Genomic DNA, 18951 nt, shown 5'->3' with positions numbered 1-18951 from the left:
GGTCGGAGGAGTACTCCGCGCGTCGCCGGGTTGCGCCGTACACTTCGCCGGTTCTCAACAAGGAACTGTGTTGATGCGGATGGTGTGTCGTCCCTCCGTTCCCTGGATCCGCCGATGGATCTAGCCTTCGTCATCGGGTCCGGTTTGGCTACCTTCACGTCGTCAAGCTGATCGCCCCTTGGCGCGCGTGCCTCGGTGTTGTTGTCCGAGAAGTTGATCCAGAACGGGCTGTGGCCTGCCAGGTCGGCGGCGACGGTGACGTCGAGGCAGTGGCGGCAAGATTTCGAGAAGCCCGGTTCGAGCGACGTGAACGATGCATGATGTCTGCGGTCTGTACGTACGTGCATGACTCAGAGCCCGACAGTCGGCTCGAATCAGACAATCCTCGAGAAATGGACATGCTGTGAGAACCTCCCGTACGAACGTTGCCCGCATGGGTGCCGTTGGCGGCTTCGCCGCGCTCGCATTGGTCGCGAACCCTGCCCTCGGCTCCGCCGCCGTCACCGGTACCGCCGCCGTGACGACCCACGACAACACGATCACCGTCGCGTTCACCGGGGTCGGCTCGCCGACGCTGGTCGGCTGCTGGGCCGAGGTGGTGGATGCCAGGGGCAACCAGGTCGCGGGCAACGTGGCGTATCTGACCGGAGGCCAGGGGGCCTACGTCTCGGAGAGGTTGCCGAACGGGAAGTACACCGTCAGGGCCGTCTGCCTCGACGGCGGCGGAGCGACGACCTTCACCCCTGTCGGCGGGCAGTCGGTGACGCTGGACGCGGGCCGGACGGGAGTTGTCAGCTTCGGCAGTGTGACGTTGGATTTCGGTAACGGCAGCGTCGGGCAGTCCCTCGGCAGCTGACAGTCGGTCGCCGCGGCAGTCGTGGAGGGTGCTTGGCGAGGTCGGCGCTGGACAACTGTGGGTGATTCACCAACGCCCGTCGACCCATTCTGCCGACACTGACGGCTACTGCGGGACGGCACCGGTCCTACCTGCCTCACGGGCGCGCAGCGCATCGAGCGGATCGGTGCCGTCCCGTCGACCTCGGGGGCCGGCGCTCTCTGGTTCGGCGAGCCGGCCGGCGTCGGAGCGGGTCCACTCGCGGACTGCCCAGCGCTCGGTGATGGCCCACCGGCCGTCGCGGCGTTCCATCAGGTCCACGTAGCGGCAACCACTGGTGAAGTTGATCATGCCGACACCCTCGGGGCCGCCCCAATGCGTTGCGGTGGAGTAGGACTCGCTGATCGCCCAGTCGCCGTGGAGCTCCACCAGGTGGTTGCCGATGTGGTGCATGGTGCCACCGATGACGGACAGCTTGGGGCGCACCCACTCGATGAACTCCTCGACACTGCCGTCGAATCCGGTGTGGTGGTCGATGCCGTCCGGGTGGTACGCGCCGCGCACCAGGTCGTAGTCGAGGCGGTCGATGCCACGGCAGTACCGCATCACCACCTCGTAGATGGCCTGCTTGTCCAGCAGCTCGCCGAGCGCTCGCGCGTCGAAACCGTTGTCTGCCAGGGTCATGGATTCTGCCTCTCGTTCCGCCGAACGCCTACGCGGAGGCGTTCGACTTCAGGCCTACCATCCAGTCGAGGAGTTCGGGAAGATCCTCTGCCGCGGTCTGGAACGCCGCGGGCCGGAACACGACCACGGTGGCGCCGGCGTCATGCCAGCGCAGTGCCTGCTCGCCGGTCGCGTCCAGGTCCACCTCGCCGCCCACCGTGCGTTCGGGGGTCACCGAGACCTGGATCCGCGGCGAGAGTGGGTCGCGTCCGTGCTCGGCGAAGCACTCGCGCAGCAGCGCAACGTCCTGCGGGAACGAGGCCATGTCGGTGGGGTTGACGGTCCACCCGTCGGCCACCCGGGCGATCCGGCCGAAGTTCCGCTTGCTGGGGCCGAACCCGAACAGCACCGGCACCCGCTCCTGGACCGGGAACGGCAGCGAGTGGAAGTCCTCGAACGCGAACTCGCGACCGGTGAAGGTGGCGGGTGCACGTGTCCACAGTTCGCGGCAGGCGCGCACCGTGTCCTCCATCCGGCCGAAGCGGGCGTCGAAGGGCATGCCCACGGCGTTGTACTCCGCCTCCTGCCAGCCGACGCCCAGGCCGATCGACACCCGGCCGCCGGACAGCGCGTCCAGGGTGGCGAGCTGCTTGGCCAGCAGCGCCGGAGGTCGCACCGTGGCGATCAGTACGGAAACCCCCAGCCGGGTGCGCTCGGTGACGGCGGCGACGGCCGAGAGCAGGGAGACCGGCTCGTACCAGGGCTGGTCGAGGGCGAACGGAAATCCGTGTGCGGAAACGCGTTCGGCGTGCGCAGTCGCGTTGAAGCCGAGATGATCCCCGGTGGAGATCAGGTCGACTCCGGTGCGGTCGGCCAGCGCGGCCAGCTCGATCACCGGCCGGATCGCGCCGCCGAAGAGCTTCTCGGCCTCCAGGACGTTGAGCCCTACCTGCATGCCCGGTCCCTCAGTCCCGGTGCAGCGGTCGTCTGGCGTGCTCGGTGAGGTCACCGGTGTGGTCGATGCAGCACAACCGCTGGGTGAATCGCCACCGCCCGTCGACGAGCGCGAACCTGTCGAAGTAGCGGCCGGTGAGGATCGGCTGCAGCGAGAGGTTCCCGGCCGCCTGCAGCACCGTGACATAGGCCAGCGAGGAGGCCTCGGTGTTGCTGTCCGCCACGGTGATCCGCACGTTGGTGGTGACGTGTTTGGTACGCGGCGAGGCTGGGTCGCCGTGCATCTTGATGAACGCCTCGTTGGCCGCGCGCACGGCGCGAGCGTCCCGGTCGATGGGTGTGCCGACCGGGACGCCCGCGCCGTCGCACTGGCCGTAGACGGCGTCGGCGAACAGCTCCGACACCTCGGCCAGCGCGCCGAGGTCGACCAGGTGCGAGTACTGGAAGATCAGGTCGCGGATCGCCTCGGTCGCGGCCAGCCGCTCGATCGTGTGCCGGATGTCCACCGTGGCCGCTACAGCGCGATCTTGCCGCGGGCCATCTTGCCGGTCGCGTTGCGCGGCAACGGCTCGGTGGTCAGGCGCCACCGGGACGGCACCTTGAAGTAGGACAGCCGCTCGGCCGCGAACTGCCGCAGCTCGTCCTCGTTCACGGTGCCGCCGTTGGCGACCACCACGATCGCGGCGACCTCCTGGCCGAGGTCGGGGTGCGCCTCGCCGACGACCGCGCACTCGACCACGTCGGGATGCTCGTCGAGGCACTGCTCGATCTCGGTGGGGTAGATGTTCTCGCCGCCGCGCAGGATCAGGTCGGAGCGCCGTCCGGTGAGGCTCAGCCGGCCGTCCACCACCTTGCCGAAGTCGCCGGTGTGCAGCCAGCGGCCCTTGTCGATGGACGAGGCCGTCGCCTCCGGGTTCTGCCAGTAGCCGAGCATGACGTACGGGCTCCGCACGCACACCTCGCCCTCGACGCCGTCGGCGACCTTCGCTCCCAGCGGGTCCCGGATCTCTAACGCGACACCGAAGACAGGCCGGCCGAGGGTGCCCGGGAACGAGTCGATGTCGGCCGGGAGTGCGACGGCGATGGCGGTGCCACACTCGGTCAGGCCGTAGCTGTCGACCAGGGCGTCGTGCGCGAACGGCACCTCCTCGCGCAGTCGCTCCTTGAACGCCACCGAGGACGGGGCTGAGGCCAGGGAGAACGCGGTCAGCGACGAGGTGTCGTACTTGCGGACATTGCCGTGCTCGATCAGCCGCGACGCCATCGTCGGCACCGCGCCCCAGTTGGTGACCCGCTCCCGCTCGACGAGGCCGAGGACCCGGTCCACGTCGAAGGAGCCCTGGTAGAGCACCACGGCGCTGCCCGTCGCCAGCCGCGGCACCACGAGGTTGTGGAGGCTGGCGATGTGGAAGAGGGGGGAGGTCAGCAGGTAGCGCAGATCGCTCGGCACGGCCGGGTCGTAGTCCCGGCCGGCGAAGGCGAGTGCGAGTGCGTCGCTGTAACGGTGGTAGTCGGACACCGCCAGCAGGTTGCGCTGGGAGTGCAAGGCGCCCTTGGGCTTTCCGCTGGTTCCGCTGGTGAACAGGATGACGGACGGGTCGTCCTCGTCGACCTCGGTGACCCTCAGCTCGCTGCCCGCGCGGGACGCGATCAGCCGCGGCATGTCCTCTTCCATGGTGACCACCGGGGCGTCGGTGTCCGCCTGGGCCAGCAGGGCGGCGCGCTTGGCGTCGGCGACGACCACCTTGGGCGTGCTGAGCTGCAGGCCGTACTCGATCTCGCGGGGCACCCACCAGGCGTTGAGGCCGACGGTGACGGCGCCGAGCGCCTGGGTGGCCCAGAAGGCGACGACCCACTCGATGGTGTTGGCGGCGAGAATCGCGACCCGATCGCCGGCGCCGACGCCGTAGTCCTCGCACAGCACCGCGGCGAACGCCGCGACCGTGTCGGCGTGCTCGGTGAAGGACATTCGGCGGTCCGCGGTGACCAGGTAGTCGCGGTCGCCGTACACCGCGGAGGCGCTGAGCAGCTCGTGGACCGCCCGGCCGCGGTGACGCATGACGGGCATCCGGGCGCCGAGCACGTCTTCCTCGACGAGCTCGAACGGGGCGGCCGGTCCGGTCAGTCGGGTCATGACGGAGGCCAGGAAGGCCTGCTGGTCAGCGGCAGTGGTCATAGGTGGAAGTGCCTTTCTCGAGCGCGCGAACTGCACAGAACATGTCACGGGTACCCACCCGTGCGGAAGGCTTTTCCACTGACCGAGACTCGGCCGCTGGCCCGCGCACGGCGTCGATAGCGTCGGGACAAATTGCAGTACGAGGAGTTGTCATGACCGATATCGACCCGCCCAGGCTCAAGGCGCCGGGCCCGTTGGCCCCCGCGACGTCGGGTCTGCTGACCCGGCGCAACCGCGCCGTCAAGGCCGCGACGTTCGCGGGCCTGACCCCGAAGGGGTTGATGACCGACGAGCTCATCGATTTCCATCGTAGGCCGGCGGCGGGCCGAGTCGGCATGACTACGCACGACATGTGCATGTGCGCCATCTACGGTGGCACCCACTGCGTGCTCGACCCGAAGCCCGCCAACCACCCGGTGCCCGCGTGATGACGGGCGCAACCGAGGTCACCAGTACAGGAGTCAAGTTGGAACGCGCCACCATCGCCGAAATGCTGCTGGACCGCCTAGGCGACCAGCGCCTGGGCGTGCGCACCCGTGAGCAGGACTGGACCTGGGACGAGGTGGTCTGCGAGTCGGCCGCCCGCGGCGCCCTGGCCAAGTCGCTGCGCCGCGAGGGACCCTTCCACATCGGTGTCCTGCTCGAGAACGTGCCGGACTTCCTGTTCTGGCTCGGCGGCGCGGCACTGTCCGGCGCGACGATCGTCGGCATCAACCCGACCCGCGGCGCGACCGAACTCGAGGCCGAGATCCGGTACGTCGACTGCCAGCTGATCGTCACCGACTCGGCCGGCATGGCGAAGCTGCGTGAGCTGGACCTCGGGCTGGAGCCGGACCGGTTCCTGCTGGTCGACGACCCGGCGTACTCCTACCGGCTGGCCGCGCACACGGTGGACCGGCCGGTGATCGAGCCGGACGTCGACGAGTCCACGCTGATGTTGCTGCTGTTCACTTCCGGCACCACCGGCATGTCGAAGGGCGTCAAGTGCAGCCAGGGCCGGCTGGCCCGGCTCGCCTACTCGAACTCCGTCAAGTACGGGCACGTCCGGGAGGACGTGGACTACTGCTGCATGCCGCTCTTCCACGGCAACGCGCTGATGGCGCTGTGGGCGCCGGCGCTGGCGAACGGCGCCACCGTGTGCCTGACCCGGAAGTTCTCGGCCTCCGGGTTCCTGCCGGACGTCAAGTTCTACGGCGCCACCTTCTTCACCTACGTCGGCAAGGCGCTCGGCTACCTGATGGCGACGCCGGAGACGCCGAGCGACATCGACAACACCCTGGTCCGGGCGTTCGGCACCGAGGCCTCGCCCGAGGACAAGGTCGAGTTCGTCCGCCGCTTCGGCGCCGAACTGTTCGAGGGCTACGGCTCGAGCGAGGGGGCCGGGTCCGTCAAGCTCGACCCGGCGGCCCCGGAGGGCGCGCTCGGCCGGCCCGCGCACGAGGGCATCGCGGTGGTGAACCCGGAGACCCGGGAGGAGTGCGCCCGCGCGATCCTCGACGAGCACGGCCGGGTACTGAACCCGGACGCGGCGATCGGCGAGATGATCAACAAGGAGGGCGCCCGTGCGTTCGAGGGCTACTACAAGAACGACGTCGCGGACGCCGAGCGGATCAGGCACGGCTGGTACTGGACCGGCGATCTCGGCTACGTCGACGAGGCGGGCTTCCTGTACTTCGCCGGCCGCAAGGGCGACTGGATCCGCGTCGACGGCGAGAACACCTCCGCGTTGATGATCGAGCGGGTGCTGCGCAGGCATCCGGCGGTCATCGCGACCGGCGTGTACGCGATTCCGGACCCGCGCTCCGGCGACCAGGTGATGGCCGCGATCGAGGTGGCGGACCTGGAGAAGTTCGACGCGGCCGAGTTCGCGTCCTACCTGGACGGGCAGGCGGACCTGGGCAGCAAGGCGACGCCGCGGTTCCTGCGGGTGTCGACGAACCTACCGGTGACCGGCTCGAACAAGGTGCTCAAGCGCGAGTTGCAGGCCGAGAAGTGGCGCACCGGGGAACCGGTGTACCGCTGGGAGGGACGCGGCGGCGTCGAGTACCGGGCGATGACCGAGGATGACAAGACCGCACTGGAGGCCGAGTTCGTCAGCTTCGGCCGCCAGCGCTTCCTGTAGGCGCTCCGCGCCTGTGCGCCGTTCTGGTAGCTGGAGCTACCAGGAGTGCGCATGGGCGCGGAGCCGCCTCGCCCGACGAGAGGATGTCCCGTTGAAGCTCGGCGTAGTGGTTCCGGTGGAGTTGGGCGTGGCCGGGGACCCGGACCGGATGCTCGAATTCGCCCGCGCGGCAGAGTCGCTGGGCTTCGACGAGATCTCCGCGGTCGAGCACGCCGTGGTCATCGGCGACACGGGCAGCGAGTACCCGTACTCGCCGACGGGCAAGTCGCACCTGCCTGACGACTGCCCGTTGCCGGACCCGCTGGAGCTGCTGTCCTTCGTGGCGGGCGCGACCAGCACGCTGGGGCTCGCGACCGGGGTCCTGGTGCTGCCGAACCACAACCCGGTGGTGCTGGCCAAGCGGCTGGCGACGCTGGACCGGCTCTCCGGCGGCCGGCTGCGGATCTGCCTCGGCATGGGGTGGATGCGCGAGGAGGTCGAGGCCTGCGGCGGCGACTTCGAGCGCCGCGGCAAGATGGCCGACGAGGCGGTCGCGGTGATGCGGGCGCTGTGGTCCGGAGGGGCAGACGGCGTCGGCTTCGACGGCGAGTACTACCGGTTCGCGCGGGCGTACTCGTACCCGAAGCCGGTGCGTGAGTCCGGGGTGCCGCTCTACATCGGCGGGCACAGCAAGGCGGCGGCGCGGCGGGCGGGACGCCTCGGCAACGGTTTCCAGCCGCTCGGGCTCGGCGGGGACGACCTGGACGCGGCGGTCGCGTTGATGCGGTCCGCCGCGTCGGACGCCGGCCGCGACCCGGCCGAGGTGGCGCTCGTACTCGGCCACGTGCTGCCGAGGATGGACGAGTCGAAGATCGACTGGGCGAACTCGCTCGGCTCGGACCGGATCCTGCTGTCGGCCTCGCGCCGCGCGACGACCTTCGAGGCGGTCCTCGACGAGATGGCGGAGTGCTCGGCCCGGCTCGGCCTGTCCTGACCCGCGTTTCGGCAGGATCAGCCCCGGAAAGCGGGGGTCATCCTGCCGAAACCGCCTGCCCCGTCACTTGCCCCGGGGACCGCCGCCGCCCCGGCTCGCGCGCCAGGCCGCGACCGCCTCGTCGGCGTCGACGGTGTGGACCGGCACCAGGGGCCCGCTCGGTGCGAGCAGGTGGGCGGCGATGCGGCGGTTGAGGTCGGCGACCACCTCGCGCACCGCCGACTCCGTCGGCAGGTCCGCGACCGTGTCGGGCAGCCGCGCGGCTTCACGTCGTAGCTGAAGTGACGGCGGCAGCAGCGCCTCCGTCGACAGACCCTCGCGCTTCAGCTTGTTCTTCACCCACCACAGTTCGTCGTCGTCACCGAGGTGGGGGATCGGCTGTCCGGCGCCCGGCAGGTTGTCGAACTCGCCGCGTTCCTGCGCGACACGGATCTGCCGCTCCACCCACGACTCGAAGGGGACGTCCGGGGGCTTCCGTTCGGTCATGGCCCCATTGTCCGCCTCCGCGGCAGGTCACCCGAGTATCCGGCGCAGCTGCCGGGCCTGGGCGGCGAGCCGGCCGTCGTCGGTGAACAGCTCGGTCTCGTCGACGCACAGCGTGTCGGTCGCCCACACGGTGCGGTGCCGGAGCCGGTGCCACGGCGAACCGGAGCGGACGGTCGGCACGAAGTGCGCGCTGAACTCGGCGGTGGGGATGGGGACCGGCGTGGTGCGGGTGGCGTAGAGCGCGGGCGGAAGGGCGTCGAGCAGCACCGCGGCGAGCTCGGCCCCGGTGAACCCGATCGATGGATCGAGGCGGATCCAGACGTCGAACTCGGGGACGTCGCCGCCGGCGAACGGCCGCGCGTCGTTGATCGGCCGGATGTCGAGATGCTGGGAGAACGGGACGAAGTCGACCGGGATCCGCAGGCGCTCGGTGGCCTCGGGGGCGGTGGGGCTCGGCTCGACCACCGCGGCGGGCAGGGTCACCGCGCCCGGGTCCCGGGTCAGCCGCACCAGCGCGAGCGCCGCGCCGGACAGGGATACCAGTGAACTCACGGTGCCTCCGCCGTGCTCGCGACCGGTCGTCAGTTCCGCCGGGCCGGGCGGGACGGGCCGGGTGAAATGCGCACTGACCGCGGCCGGCACGGCCCCCGTGGCCTCGGCGGCCGCCCGGAGCATCGTCGCGACGACGAGCCCGCCGTGGATGCCGTCGAAACTGCGCCAGCTGGAATCGAACTCGACGCTGTACGTGGGTGCGGTTGTCGACGTCATCGCCTTGCCTCCGGATCGTGGGTGGGGGAGTTCATGCCGGTCGAGGCGAGCGCCGCGACGACGGCCACCGCGACGATCAGCCACCACGCCGTCCGGAACGCGCTGTGGGTGGCGTCGTAGCCCGCGGCAGGGTCGACGGTGAGGACGGCGACGAGCAGACTCACCCCGAGAACCGAGCCGATCTGCCTGCTCATGTTGACGACGGCGCTTCCGGTGGCGGCGCGGTCCGGCGGCAGGGTCGCGGTGGCCGCGGACAGGATGGTCGGCAGGGCAAGTCCCACACCAACTCCGGCGATCAGCCAGCCCGGCAGGATCTGCGTCGCGTAGCTCGGGTCGGGGCCGACGGAGACGAGGATCAGCGCGGTGCCCGCGGCCCACAGCGCGCACCCGGCGGCGGCTATGGTGCCGGGTGCGTACCGCTTCGAGAGCCGCTGGCCCACCATCGCGAACACCGGGACGAGCAGGGGGCCGGGCGCGATGGCCAGCCCGGTAGGCAGGGCCGAGTAGTCCCAGACCCGTTGCAGCCAAAGGATGTTCGCCAGCAGTCCGGCCGCGAAGGCGGCACTGAAGGCCAGCGCGGTCGCATTCGACCACGCGAACGTGCGTACCCGGAGCAGTGCCGGCTCGATCAGCGGCGCCGGGCGCCGGGTGTTGCGCAGCCAGAACCCCGCGACCGCCACGAGGGCGCCCACGAAGGCGCCGAGGATTCGCGGATCGGTCCAACCCCAGTCGGGACCCTGGACCAGGCCGAGGGACAGCGCGCCGATGCCGCCGGTCAGCAGGGCCGCGCCGAACAGGTCGAGCGGGCGGTCGTCGGGGTCCGGGTGGGTGGCCGGCACGATCCGAGTCGCGGCCACCAGGAAGGCGATGCCGATCGGGATGTTGATCAGGAACACCCAGCGCCACGACGCCTCGACCAGGAGTCCGCCGACCACCGGACCGAGCGCTGCCGCCGCGGCGCCGGATGCCGCCCAGATCCGTACCGCCCCTGCGCGTTTCGCCTCGGGAACCGTGCTGACCAGCAGGCCCAGGCTCGACGGCGTCAGGGCCGCGGCACCCACCGCCTGGAGCAGTCGGGCGACGACGAGCAGCCAGAGCGTCGGGCTCAGCGCGCAGGCCGCGCTGGCGGCGGTGAACAGCGCGAGGCCGAGGAGGAAGCCGCGTCGCCGGCCCACCCGGTCGGCCCACCGCCCCATCGGGACGAGCAGCGCGGCGAACACGATCGCGTAGCCGTTGAGAACCCAACTCAGTTGGCCGAGTGAGTGTCCGGGGTAGCTCTCGGCGATGTCGTCGAACGCGACGTTCACGACGAACAGGTCGAGGCTGGCGACGAAGGCCGCCCCCGACAGGACCGCGAGGAGTGGGCCGATCCGAGTGGGCGTGGGGGTCCGCGACTCGATCACCTGACTATTGGTTTCCATAGTCAGCAACGTAGACACTGGCTATGGCTTTGGCAAGCCAGGGGTATGCTGGACGGCATGGACGCGGCGCGGTTGGACGGATTTCTCGCGGATCGAGGGGCGTGGCAGGCCGGCACGCACTGCTCGATCGGCAGGGCAATGGAGGTCGTCGGCACCCGCTCGGCGATGCTGATCCTGCGCGAGGCCTACTATGGGACAACGAGATTCGACGACTTCGCGCGTCGCGTAGGGATCACCGAGGCGGTGGCGGCGTCCCGGCTGCGGGAGCTGACGGCGGAGGGCCTGTTCGAGCGCAGGCCGTACAAGGAGCCGGGGCAGCGGACGCGCTACGAGTACGCGCTGACGGAGAAGGGGCGGGACCTGCTGCCCGCCGTCCTGGCGCTGATGCAGTGGGGCGACAAGTACCTGCAGGGCGGGCGCGGCGGGCCGCTGGGGCTGCTCGACGACACCACCGGCGAGCAGGTCCGGGTGCAGGTGCGCAGCGAGTCCGGCCGCGAGGTTCCGCTGGCGGAGCTTCGGGTCGCCCCGAACGTCACCGCGGAGCAGGCCGGGCGGGCGCGGGACTCGCGCCGGGCTGACGCCCGGAGGTAGCCGGGCGGACCCGTCAGGAGTGCTCGGAGACCAGCACCGCGCGGGTACCCGGTTCGAGTGCCTGGAAGACGTGTGCGACATCGCCCGGGTACGAGATGTAGTCGCCCGGGCCGAGTTCCACCGGCTCGCCGGCGAGGCCGACCAGTGCGCGGCCGGCGCTGAGCACGACGTGCTCGACGACCCCGGGTGGGTGCGGATCGGACTCGCGCGCCGGACCCGGCTCGATCGTGAGGCGGTAGATGTCGCGGCGCGCGTTCGGCGGGCACGAGGCCACCAGGGTGGCCTGGTAGTCGGACCGTTCGGAGTGCACCGCGGGGCCCTCGTCGGCCCGGATCACCTGGACGCGCGGCCGGGGCGGGTCGATCAGTCGGGAGAACTGGATGTCGAGTGCCACGCAGAGCGCCCACAGGGTCTCCACGCTGGGGTTCCCGCTGCCGGACTCGAGCTGGGACAGGGTTGACTTGGCCACCCCGGCCCGGCGCGCCACCTCGGTGAGCGAGAGCCCGGCACGCTCGCGTTCCTGCCGTAGTGAGGTCGCGATGACCGCCAGCGGAGCCTTGCCTCCCGATGTCATGCGTTCACTCTATCGGTCGATGCGTTCGGCTTGACGAACGAACCGCGGAGTGTTCATCATAAAGTCCATGCGTTCGACATGGCGAACACTTGACCGCGGCCTGCGGGCGGACATCGCGCTGGTGTGCCTGGCCGACGGTGTCGTCGGCATCTCGTACGGCGCGATCGCGGTCGGCCTCGGGTTCGAGCCGTGGCTGCCGGTGCTGATGGCCGTGCTGGTCCTTGCCGGGGCCTCGGAGTTCCTCTACCTCGGGATCGTCGCGGCAGGAGGCAGCCCGGTCGCGGCGATGGTCGCAGGCCTGCTGGTCAACGCGCGGCACCTGCCGTTCGGTCTGGCGGTCGGCGAGGTCACCGGGCGGGGCTGGCGACGGGTGCTCGGCAGCCACCTGCTCAACGACGAGAGCGTCGTCTTCGCGCTGGGCCAACCCGAACCCGCGCGCAGGCGCGCCGCCTTCTGGCTCGCCGGACTCGGGATCCTGATCTGCTGGCCGCTCGGCGCCCTCGTCGGTGCTGCGGCGGGCACCGTCATCGGGGACACCGACATGTTCGGGCTCGATGCGATGTTCCCGACCGTGCTGCTGGCGCTGGTGCTCCCTGCCCTGCGGGACGCCGGCACGGCCAAGGCCGCCCTCGTCGGTGCCGCCGTGGCGGTGGCCGCCACGCCCTTTCTGCCGGCCGGGATCCCGGTGCTGGCGGCGCTGGTCGGGGTGGTCGCGGTGGTCGGGAAGAAGGCGGCGGTCCGGTGAATGCTTCTGTGGCGGTGATGATCACGGTGGCGCTGCTGGCAGCCGGGACCTTCGCCCTCCGGTTCGCGGGCCCGGCGCTGCGGACCCGCGCGGGCGTTCCGGTGCGGACCGAGAAACTGATGGGCACCGCCGCGGTGGTGCTGCTGGTCGCGGTGGCGGCCACCTCCGCGCTGACCGAGGACCAGGGTGCGGCGGGCATCGCCCGGCCCGTCGGGGTACTGGTCGGGGGCGTACTGGCCTGGCGCAAGGCGCCTTTCGTGGTGGCGGTCGTCGCGGCCGCTGTCGTCGCGGCGGGGCTCCGGCTGCTCGGCGTGCCCTGACCGGTCAGGCGCCCGGCACGGTGACGGCTCGGTCCTCGGCGAAGTCGACCACAAGTCGGCGCCGCGCGAGCAGCCAGCGGCCGTCGACCCTGCGGTACTCGTCCTGGTAGCGCAGGGCCAGGCTGTTGTCCCGGAACCCGTCCTTGCCCGCGTAGACGTGGTGCGCCAGGCAGTACGTCTGGCCCGTCGCAGTGGCATCTCCGACGTCGAGCACCTGCTGCCCGACCGCGTGATGCGTCGAGTGCAGGTGCGCCGTCGCGCCCAGCACGGTCGCGACGACGGCCTCCGCACCGGACACCTCGGCGCTCTGGCCGCGTCGAACCAGTGCCGGCGGCTGCACCAGCACCGCGTCCGGGGTGAACAACGCGGTCAGTGCCGCGGCGTCGCGGGCGTCCACGGCTGCGGCGTACCGGCCGACCAGGTCCGCCAATGCGAGACGGTCGGCGAGCGCGGTGAGGGTACTGGCGGCGGTCATCCACCGAGTATGCGGCCGCCACCCCGCGCAGCTGCCGCCCAGCTACCGCTCAGTGAGATTTCCCGGGAGGCGATCGACGCTCCGACGTAGCGTCCGAGCTGCGGCTAGTGACGCGAGACATGGGAGACATCGATGGAGTTGAGGGAGTCGGCGGCGCAGGCCGAGCTTCGGCAGGAGCTGCGCGCGTATTTCGCGGCCCTGCTGCCCGAGGAGAAGCGCCGGGCTGCCGGCGAGCAGGGCGTGGGCGGCGAGTACTTCCGCGAGATCGTCAAGCTGCTGGGCCAGGACGGTTGGCTGGGAATCGGCTGGCCCGTGGAGTACGGCGGACAGGGCCGCTCGATCGAGGAGCAGTTCGTCTTCTTCGACGAGGTCCAGCGGGCCGGGCTGCCCTTCCCGTTCGTCACGGTGAACACGGTCGGCCCCACGCTGATGAAGTACGGCACGCAGGAGCAGAAGGACCGCTTCCTGCCCGGCATCCTCGCCGGCGACATCGTCTTCGCCATCGGTTACACCGAGCCGGAGGCCGGCACCGACCTGGCCTCGCTCAAGACCCGCGCCGTCCTCGACGGCGAGGAGTGGGTGGTCGACGGCAACAAGATCTTCACCAGTGGCGCCAACACCGCGGACTACGTCTGGCTGGCGTGCCGCACCGACGTCGACGCGCCCAAGCACAAGGGCATCTCCATCCTGATCGTGCCGACCGACGACGAGGGCTTCTCGTGGTCGCCGATCAACACCGTCGGCGGCCTGATGGTCACCTCCACGTACTACAGCGGCATCCGGGTGGGTGCGCAGGACGTGGTGGGCGAGATCAACGGCGGCTGGCAGCTGATCACCGCGCAGCTCAACCACGAGCGGATCGGCCTGGCCGCGATCGGCGGCCGCACCTACGGCCTGTGGCACCAGGTGCTGCAGTGGGCCAAGGACAACGGTGTCATCGAGATTCCCTGGGTGCAGCAGGATTTCGCGCGCACCCACGCCAAGCTCGAGGCGATGCGGCTGCTGAACTGGAAGATGACCTCCGCGGTCGCGCAGGACACGCTGTCCGGCGCCGACGCGGGTGCCACCAAGACCTACGGCACCGAGACGCACGTCGACGTGTACCGGACCCTGCTCGGCATCCTCGGCGCCGCCGGCCGGATCCGTCCCGAGTCCCCGGGCGCGCTGCTCGCCGGTCAGATCGAGCAGATCTCCCGGCAGGGCGTCGTCAACACCTTCGGCGGCGGCGTCAACGAGGTGCTCCGCGACATGGTCGGCACCATCGGCCTCGGCCTGGTGCGGGAAAAGAGGGTCAAGTGAGCGAGTTCCTCACCAAGCTCAAGGCTTTCGAGGGTCGCATGCTGGTCCCCGCCACCTGGGGACCGGACGAGGTCAACACCCCGATGATCCGGCACTGGGTCGAGACGATGGGCGACACCAGCCCGATCCACCTCGACGACGAGGCCGCCCGGGCGACCGGTCGCGACGGCGCCGTGGCGCCCGCGCAGATGCTGCAGGTGTGGACGATGCGCACCTTCGCGGACAAGATGGCCGGCAACGACCCGTCGACGGTGTGGACGGACCTGATCCGCACCCTGGACGAGGCGGGCTTCAGCTCGGTCGTGGCCACCGACTCCGACCAGGAGTTCTTCGCCGAACTGCGTCCCGGCGACCGGGTCAGCGTCACCGAGGTCGTGGAGTCGGTCTCGGAGGAGAAGAAGACCGGCCTGGGCACCGGACACTTCGTCACCACCCTCAAGACGTACCGCAACGGCGACAACGAGGTCGTCGGCACCCAGCGGTGGCGGACGCTGCGCTTCCGGCCCAAGTCGGACGAGCCGGTGGCCGCGCCGGAGCAGCCGCGGGCGCTTGATTCCATTGCGCCAAAGGCTTTGCGCCCGCGCCCGGCGCTGAACCAGGACAACGCCTTCTGGTTCGAGGCCACCAAGGAGCACCGCCTGGTCATCCAGCGGTGCACGAACTGCGACGTGCTGCGCCACCCCACCGGCCCGATGTGCGGCGAGTGCCGCTCGCTGGACTGGGACACCGTCGACGCCTCGGGCCGCGGCATCGTCTACAGCTTCGTCGTGAACCACCACCCGAAGATCGATGCCTTCGACTACCCGCTGATCGTGGCGACCATCGAGCTCGAGGAGGGCACGCGGCTGATCGCGAACATGACGGGCATCGCGCCCGATCAGGTCGAGATCGGCATGCCGGTGGAACTGGACTGGATCGACGCCGACCCGGAACTGACGCTTCCCGCGTTCCGGCCGGCCGCACGGGAGGACTCCTGATGGACTTCAACTTCACCGAAGAGCAAGAGGCGATCCGCGGCCTCGCCGACGAGGTCTTCACCAGCAAGGCCGACATCGACCGCATCAAGGCGGTCGAGGGCACCGCCGAGCGGGTGGACCGCGACCTGTGGCGAGAGCTCGCCGGCACCGGTCTGCTCGGCATCGCGCTGCCGGAGAACCTCGGCGGGGGCGGGCTCGGTCTGTCCGAGCTGTACGTGCTGCTCGAGCAGCAGGGCCGCCACGTCGCGCCCGTGCCGATCTGGCCGACCGTGCTCGCCGCGCTGGCGATCAGCGAGTTCGGCACCGAGGAGCAGGCCGCCGCACTGGTGCCCGGCGCCGCGGACGGCAGCCACTTCCTCACCGTCGGGCTCGAGGAGTTCGGCCCCTACGTCGACGCCGCGCCCGCCACGGCGGCCGTGGTCGACGCGTCCGGCCAGTGGAGCCTGACCGGGGCCAAGGCCGTCGTGCCGGTCACCCACGTCGCACACCGCGCGGTGGTCTCCGCGACCACCGAGACCGGGCCCGCGCTGTTCCTGGTGGACCTCGCCGCGGCCGGGGTCACGCTCGAGCAGACCCAGTCCACGACGCACGAGATCTGCGCCAACGTCGACTTCGACGCGGCGCCGGCCGAGCTGCTCGGCGCGGCCGACGGCACCACCGTCTCCTGGCTGATCGACCGGGTGGAGCTCGCGCTGGCCGCGATCCAGCTCGGTGTCGGCGCGGGCGCGGTGAGCCAGGCGGTGACCTACCTCAACGAGCGCAAGCAGTTCGGGCGCCCGCTCGCCACCTTCCAGGCCGTCAACCACCAGCTCGCCGACTGCTACATCGACCTCGAGGCGATGCGGGTGACCCTGTGGCAGGCCGCATGGCGGATGTCCGAGGGCCTGGACCCGGGCACCTCGGTGCTGGTCGCCAAGTGGTGGGCCAGTGACGGCGGGCAGCGCGTCGTGCACCGCACCACCCACGTGCACGGCGGCATGGGCGTCGACACCGATTACCCGGTGCACCGTCACCTGTTGTGGGGCAAGCAGATCGCCGCCACCCTGGGAGGCGCCAGCTCCGACCTGGCCCGCCTCGGCGCGCAGCTCGCCGCCGGAGTGGAGGTGGTCGCATGACCGCCGTGGCCACCGGACGCAGCTACGACGCGATCGAGGTCGGCGACGTGCTGCCCGAGCTCGCGATCTCGCTGACCCGCACCCTCATCGTCTCCACCGCGATCGCCACCCGCGACTTCCAGGACGTGCACCACGACCCGGAGCTGGCCCGCGACCGCGGCTCGAAGGACGTCTTCATGAACATCCTCACCAGCAACGGCCTGGTGGGTCGGTTCGTCACCGACTGGGCGGGCCCGCACGCGACGTTGCGCCGCGTCGCGATCCGGCTCGGCGCGCCCAACTACCCCGGTGACGTCATGACGATGACCGGCGAGGTCGCCTCGAAGTCGGACCGGCAGGTGGTGGTCAACGTCCGCGGCGTCAACAGCCTCGGCCACCACGCGACCGGCACCGTCACCGTCGCGTTCCCCGACCGCACCAGCACAGGAGGGGTCGCCTGATGGCAGTCAGCCCGCTCTCCGGCGCCGCCGCGATCGTCGGCATCGGAGCCACCGAATTCTCCAAGAACTCCGGCCGCAGCGAGCTGCAGCTGGCCTGCGAGGCGATCGTCGCCGCGCTCGCCGACGCCGGCATCGACCCGTCCGAGGTCGACGGCCTGTCGACGTACACCTCCGAGACCAACGGCGAGGCGATCGTCGCCCGCAACTGCGGTCTCGGGGAGCTGAAGTTCTTCTCCCGCATCCACTACGGCGGCGGTGCGGCCTGCGCGACCGTGCAGCAGGCCGCGATGGCCGTCGCGACCGGCGTCGCGGACGTGGTGGTCTGCTACCGCGCCTTCAACGAACGCTCCGGCGTGCGTTACGGCCTCGGCCAGCACGACCGGCCGATGGACAGCACCGCGGACCGCGCGGCGTATGCCTGGATGACCCCGCAGGGACTGTCGACTCCCGCTCAGTGGGTCGCCATGTTCGCCCGGCGCTACATGCATCAGTACGGTGCGACGAGTGAGGACTTCGGACGGGTCGCGGTGGTGGCGCGCAAGCATGCCGCCAACAACCCGAAGGCGTGGTTCTACGAGCGTCCGATCACGCTCGAGGACCACCAGAACTCGCGTTGGATCGCCGAGCCGCTGCACCTGCTCGACTGCTGCCAGGAGACCGACGGCGGCCAGGCCCTGGTCGTCGTCTCGGCCGAGCGGGCCAAGACGCTGGCCAACAAGCCCGTCGTCATCAGGGCCGCAGCGCAGGGGTCCGCGAAGGACCAGCACATGATGACCAGCTACTACCGTCCCGACATCAGCGGCATCCCGGAGATGGGGCTGGTCGGTCGGCAGCTGTACGCGCAGTCCGGCCTCACGCCGGAGCACATCGACGCGGCGGTCCTCTACGACCACTTCACCCCGCTGGTACTCCCGCAGCTCGAGGAACTCGGTTTCTGCAAGCCCGGCGAGGCGAAGGACTTCATCCGCGAGGGCAACCTGGAGATCGGCGGGCGCCTGCCGTCGAACACTCATGGCGGTCAGGTGGGCGAGGCATACTTGCACGGCGTCAACGGAATTGCGGAAGGTGTGAGGCTGCTGCGCGGCACCTCGACCAACCAGCCGGATGGCGTGGAGAACGTTCTGGTCACCGCGGGCACCGCGGTCCCGACCAGTGCACTGATTCTGGGAGTGGAGTAGATGAGCACCACCGAAACCGTGGTCGAGAACGCCGGCAGCTGGCGCGGCACGGACCTGGGTACCCGCACTGTGAGCTACACCGAGCGCGACGCGATCATCTACGCGCTCGCCGTCGGTGCTCACGCCACCGAACTGGACCTCGTCTTCGAGGACCGGCTGCGGGTGCTGCCGACCTTCGCGCTGACGCTGGCGCAGTGGGCGCCCGACGAGCTCGGCAGTCGCGGGGCATTCGACACCAAGACCGCGCTGCACGGCTCGCAGGAGCTGCGGGTCCTCAAGCCGTTGCCGCGGTCCGGCGAGGTGACGCTGACGGCCTCTGTCGGCGAGGTGTGGGACAAGGGCGCGGCGGCCGTGTTCGAGGTGCTCGTCGAGTGCGAGTACTTCGTCGCGACGTGGTCGCTGTTCGCGCCGGGCTCCGGCGGCTTCGGCGGGGAGCGGGGGCCGTCCAAGCCCGCGGGCCCGGTCGGCGAGCCGAACGTGGCCGCGGAGCTGGCGACCTGGGAGAACCAGACCGCGCTGTACCGCCTGCTCGGGGACATGCACCACATCCACATCGATCCCGAGGCCGCGGCCCGGATCAACCAGCCGCGCCCGATCATGCACGGGCTGTGCACCCTGGCGGCGAGCACGTTGCCGCTGGCGCGTGAGCTCGGCGTGCACCCGGCGGACCTGGTGGAGCTCTCCGGACGCTTTGCGGCCCCGGCGTTCCCGGGCCAGACGCTGCCGGTCCGCGGTTGGCGCGGCGACGCCGAGTCGTCAGATGTCACGGTGGACTTCGAGGTGGGCGCGGACACCGTGGCCATCGGCGGCGCCCGCGCGAAGTTCGCACGGTGAGCACG

General features: G+C 70.6%; 22 protein-coding genes. 13 read left to right on the top strand and 9 right to left on the bottom strand.

Going from position 1 to position 18951, the window contains the following annotated elements:
* Window positions 1-433: 433 nt before the first annotated feature.
* The gene (locus tag RT2_RS05285) at window positions 434-856 is read left to right on the top strand and encodes a hypothetical protein (protein WP_072843460.1); all 423 of its coding nucleotides are present in this window, start codon (window positions 434-436) and stop codon (window positions 854-856) included.
* Window positions 857-961: 105 nt separating this feature from the next.
* Here the strand turns inward: RT2_RS05285 and RT2_RS05280 are convergent, their stop codons facing one another.
* The 4 genes from RT2_RS05280 to casG are packed head-to-tail and all read right to left on the bottom strand — an operon-like array spanning window position 962 to window position 4628.
* Window positions 962-1519, bottom strand: coding sequence for a nuclear transport factor 2 family protein (locus RT2_RS05280; protein WP_072843459.1), 558 nt, complete (start codon window positions 1517-1519; stop codon window positions 962-964).
* 28 nt (window positions 1520-1547) lie between these two features.
* Entirely contained in the window at window positions 1548-2453 is a 906-nt protein-coding gene (locus RT2_RS05275) for a TIGR03619 family F420-dependent LLM class oxidoreductase (protein ID WP_072843458.1), read from the bottom strand.
* Window positions 2454-2463: 10 nt separating this feature from the next.
* A complete protein-coding gene (locus RT2_RS05270) occupies window positions 2464-2958 on the bottom strand; it encodes a nuclear transport factor 2 family protein (protein ID WP_083577076.1) in 495 nt (164 codons plus the stop codon).
* A gap of 8 nt (window positions 2959-2966) precedes the next feature.
* The gene (gene casG / locus RT2_RS05265; protein ID WP_072843457.1) at window positions 2967-4628 is read right to left on the bottom strand and encodes a steroid-24-oyl-CoA synthetase; all 1662 of its coding nucleotides are present in this window, start codon (window positions 4626-4628) and stop codon (window positions 2967-2969) included.
* 152 nt (window positions 4629-4780) lie between these two features.
* On the opposite strand from casG, the gene RT2_RS05260 reads away from it, so the two are divergent.
* The 3 genes from RT2_RS05260 (at window position 4781) to RT2_RS05250 (ending at window position 7723) form a co-directional block, all read left to right on the top strand.
* Window positions 4781-5056 (top strand): hypothetical protein, encoded by a 276-nt coding sequence (locus RT2_RS05260; protein ID WP_371851138.1) that lies wholly within the window; start codon window positions 4781-4783, stop codon window positions 5054-5056.
* On the top strand, window positions 5056-6750 hold the full coding sequence (casI, locus tag RT2_RS05255) for a steroid-22-oyl-CoA synthetase (RefSeq protein ID WP_072843456.1): 1695 nt from the start codon (window positions 5056-5058) through the stop codon (window positions 6748-6750). The genes RT2_RS05260 and casI overlap by 1 nt, the downstream gene beginning before the upstream one ends.
* A gap of 91 nt (window positions 6751-6841) precedes the next feature.
* Entirely contained in the window at window positions 6842-7723 is an 882-nt protein-coding gene (locus tag RT2_RS05250) for an LLM class F420-dependent oxidoreductase (protein ID WP_072843455.1), read from the top strand.
* 63 nt (window positions 7724-7786) lie between these two features.
* Here the strand turns inward: RT2_RS05250 and RT2_RS05245 are convergent, their stop codons facing one another.
* Genes RT2_RS05245 through RT2_RS05235 form a run of 3 tightly spaced genes read right to left on the bottom strand, consistent with a single transcriptional unit; the run spans window position 7787 to window position 10398 of the window.
* A complete protein-coding gene (locus RT2_RS05245; protein ID WP_072843454.1) occupies window positions 7787-8209 on the bottom strand; it encodes a DnaJ family domain-containing protein in 423 nt (140 codons plus the stop codon).
* A 27-nt stretch (window positions 8210-8236) separates the two neighbouring features.
* Window positions 8237-8977 (bottom strand): acyl-CoA thioesterase, encoded by a 741-nt coding sequence (locus tag RT2_RS05240; protein ID WP_072843453.1) that lies wholly within the window; start codon window positions 8975-8977, stop codon window positions 8237-8239.
* Window positions 8974-10398 carry an MFS transporter gene (locus RT2_RS05235; protein WP_072843452.1) on the bottom strand — a complete coding sequence of 475 codons (1425 nt, stop codon included), beginning with the start codon at window positions 10396-10398 and terminating at the stop codon, window positions 8974-8976. The genes RT2_RS05240 and RT2_RS05235 overlap by 4 nt, the downstream gene beginning before the upstream one ends.
* A 57-nt stretch (window positions 10399-10455) precedes the next feature.
* Here RT2_RS05235 and RT2_RS05230 point away from each other — a divergent pair, with 57 nt between their 5' ends.
* Window positions 10456-10989, top strand: a complete 534-nt coding sequence (locus RT2_RS05230; protein WP_072843540.1) for a winged helix-turn-helix transcriptional regulator — start codon at window positions 10456-10458, stop codon at window positions 10987-10989.
* Between the two features lie 13 nt (window positions 10990-11002).
* On the opposite strand, the gene RT2_RS05225 is transcribed toward RT2_RS05230, so the two are convergent.
* Window positions 11003-11563, bottom strand: coding sequence for a helix-turn-helix domain-containing protein (locus RT2_RS05225; RefSeq protein WP_072843451.1), 561 nt, complete (start codon window positions 11561-11563; stop codon window positions 11003-11005).
* A 67-nt stretch (window positions 11564-11630) separates the two neighbouring features.
* Between RT2_RS05225 and RT2_RS05220 the strand changes: the two genes are divergently transcribed.
* Window positions 11631-12308 (top strand): AzlC family ABC transporter permease, encoded by a 678-nt coding sequence (locus tag RT2_RS05220; RefSeq protein ID WP_072843450.1) that lies wholly within the window; start codon window positions 11631-11633, stop codon window positions 12306-12308.
* Window positions 12305-12628, top strand: coding sequence for an AzlD domain-containing protein (locus RT2_RS05215; RefSeq protein ID WP_174556664.1), 324 nt, complete (start codon window positions 12305-12307; stop codon window positions 12626-12628). Before RT2_RS05220 ends, RT2_RS05215 begins: the two co-directional genes overlap by 4 nt.
* Window positions 12629-12632: 4 nt before the next feature.
* Here the strand turns inward: RT2_RS05215 and RT2_RS05210 are convergent, their stop codons facing one another.
* A complete protein-coding gene (locus tag RT2_RS05210; protein WP_072843449.1) occupies window positions 12633-13103 on the bottom strand; it encodes a nuclear transport factor 2 family protein in 471 nt (156 codons plus the stop codon).
* A gap of 132 nt (window positions 13104-13235) precedes the next feature.
* On the opposite strand from RT2_RS05210, the gene RT2_RS05205 reads away from it, so the two are divergent.
* Genes RT2_RS05205 through RT2_RS05180 form a run of 6 tightly spaced genes read left to right on the top strand, consistent with a single transcriptional unit; the run spans window position 13236 to window position 18946 of the window.
* Entirely contained in the window at window positions 13236-14402 is a 1167-nt protein-coding gene (locus tag RT2_RS05205) for an acyl-CoA dehydrogenase family protein (RefSeq protein WP_072843448.1), read from the top strand.
* Entirely contained in the window at window positions 14399-15379 is a 981-nt protein-coding gene (locus tag RT2_RS05200; protein ID WP_072843447.1) for a bifunctional MaoC family dehydratase N-terminal/OB-fold nucleic acid binding domain-containing protein, read from the top strand. The genes RT2_RS05205 and RT2_RS05200 overlap by 4 nt, the downstream gene beginning before the upstream one ends.
* Window positions 15379-16494: an acyl-CoA dehydrogenase family protein gene (locus tag RT2_RS05195; RefSeq protein WP_072843446.1), complete on the top strand. Its 1116-nt coding sequence runs from the start codon at window positions 15379-15381 to the stop codon at window positions 16492-16494. The genes RT2_RS05200 and RT2_RS05195 overlap by 1 nt, the downstream gene beginning before the upstream one ends.
* Window positions 16491-16934 (top strand): MaoC family dehydratase, encoded by a 444-nt coding sequence (locus tag RT2_RS05190; RefSeq protein ID WP_072843445.1) that lies wholly within the window; start codon window positions 16491-16493, stop codon window positions 16932-16934. The genes RT2_RS05195 and RT2_RS05190 overlap by 4 nt, the downstream gene beginning before the upstream one ends.
* On the top strand, window positions 16934-18112 hold the full coding sequence (locus RT2_RS05185; RefSeq protein ID WP_072843444.1) for a lipid-transfer protein: 1179 nt from the start codon (window positions 16934-16936) through the stop codon (window positions 18110-18112). Before RT2_RS05190 ends, RT2_RS05185 begins: the two co-directional genes overlap by 1 nt.
* The gene (locus RT2_RS05180) at window positions 18113-18946 is read left to right on the top strand and encodes a MaoC/PaaZ C-terminal domain-containing protein (RefSeq protein ID WP_072843443.1); all 834 of its coding nucleotides are present in this window, start codon (window positions 18113-18115) and stop codon (window positions 18944-18946) included.
* Window positions 18947-18951: the final 5 nt, after the last annotated feature.

The sequence above is a fragment of the Rhodococcus tukisamuensis NBRC 100609 genome, assembly GCF_001894985.1.
GTDB classification, from domain to species: Bacteria; Actinomycetota; Actinomycetes; order Mycobacteriales; family Mycobacteriaceae; genus Rhodococcus_G; species Rhodococcus_G tukisamuensis.
Note: the sequence above shows the minus strand (reverse complement) of the source record. Positions and strands in the feature narration are given on the sequence as shown.

Coding starts and splice junctions, on each gene's coding strand:
- RT2_RS05210 (WP_072843449.1), bottom strand. CDS start 13,103: ATGACCGCCGCCAGTACCCTCACCGCGCTCGCCGACCGTCTCGCATTG.
- RT2_RS05285 (WP_072843460.1), top strand. CDS start 434: ATGGGTGCCGTTGGCGGCTTCGCCGCGCTCGCATTGGTCGCGAACCCT.
- RT2_RS05225 (WP_072843451.1), bottom strand. CDS start 11,563: ATGACATCGGGAGGCAAGGCTCCGCTGGCGGTCATCGCGACCTCACTA.
- RT2_RS05240 (WP_072843453.1), bottom strand. CDS start 8,977: ATGACGTCGACAACCGCACCCACGTACAGCGTCGAGTTCGATTCCAGC.
- RT2_RS05235 (WP_072843452.1), bottom strand. CDS start 10,398: ATGGAAACCAATAGTCAGGTGATCGAGTCGCGGACCCCCACGCCCACT.
- RT2_RS05245 (WP_072843454.1), bottom strand. CDS start 8,209: ATGACCGAACGGAAGCCCCCGGACGTCCCCTTCGAGTCGTGGGTGGAG.
- RT2_RS05190 (WP_072843445.1), top strand. CDS start 16,491: ATGACCGCCGTGGCCACCGGACGCAGCTACGACGCGATCGAGGTCGGC.
- RT2_RS05230 (WP_072843540.1), top strand. CDS start 10,456: ATGGACGCGGCGCGGTTGGACGGATTTCTCGCGGATCGAGGGGCGTGG.
- RT2_RS05280 (WP_072843459.1), bottom strand. CDS start 1,519: ATGACCCTGGCAGACAACGGTTTCGACGCGCGAGCGCTCGGCGAGCTG.
- casI (WP_072843456.1), top strand. CDS start 5,056: ATGACGGGCGCAACCGAGGTCACCAGTACAGGAGTCAAGTTGGAACGC.
- RT2_RS05275 (WP_072843458.1), bottom strand. CDS start 2,453: ATGCAGGTAGGGCTCAACGTCCTGGAGGCCGAGAAGCTCTTCGGCGGC.
- RT2_RS05185 (WP_072843444.1), top strand. CDS start 16,934: ATGGCAGTCAGCCCGCTCTCCGGCGCCGCCGCGATCGTCGGCATCGGA.
- RT2_RS05195 (WP_072843446.1), top strand. CDS start 15,379: ATGGACTTCAACTTCACCGAAGAGCAAGAGGCGATCCGCGGCCTCGCC.
- casG (WP_072843457.1), bottom strand. CDS start 4,628: ATGACCACTGCCGCTGACCAGCAGGCCTTCCTGGCCTCCGTCATGACC.
- RT2_RS05260 (WP_371851138.1), top strand. CDS start 4,781: ATGACCGATATCGACCCGCCCAGGCTCAAGGCGCCGGGCCCGTTGGCC.
- RT2_RS05205 (WP_072843448.1), top strand. CDS start 13,236: ATGGAGTTGAGGGAGTCGGCGGCGCAGGCCGAGCTTCGGCAGGAGCTG.
- RT2_RS05220 (WP_072843450.1), top strand. CDS start 11,631: ATGCGTTCGACATGGCGAACACTTGACCGCGGCCTGCGGGCGGACATC.
- RT2_RS05180 (WP_072843443.1), top strand. CDS start 18,113: ATGAGCACCACCGAAACCGTGGTCGAGAACGCCGGCAGCTGGCGCGGC.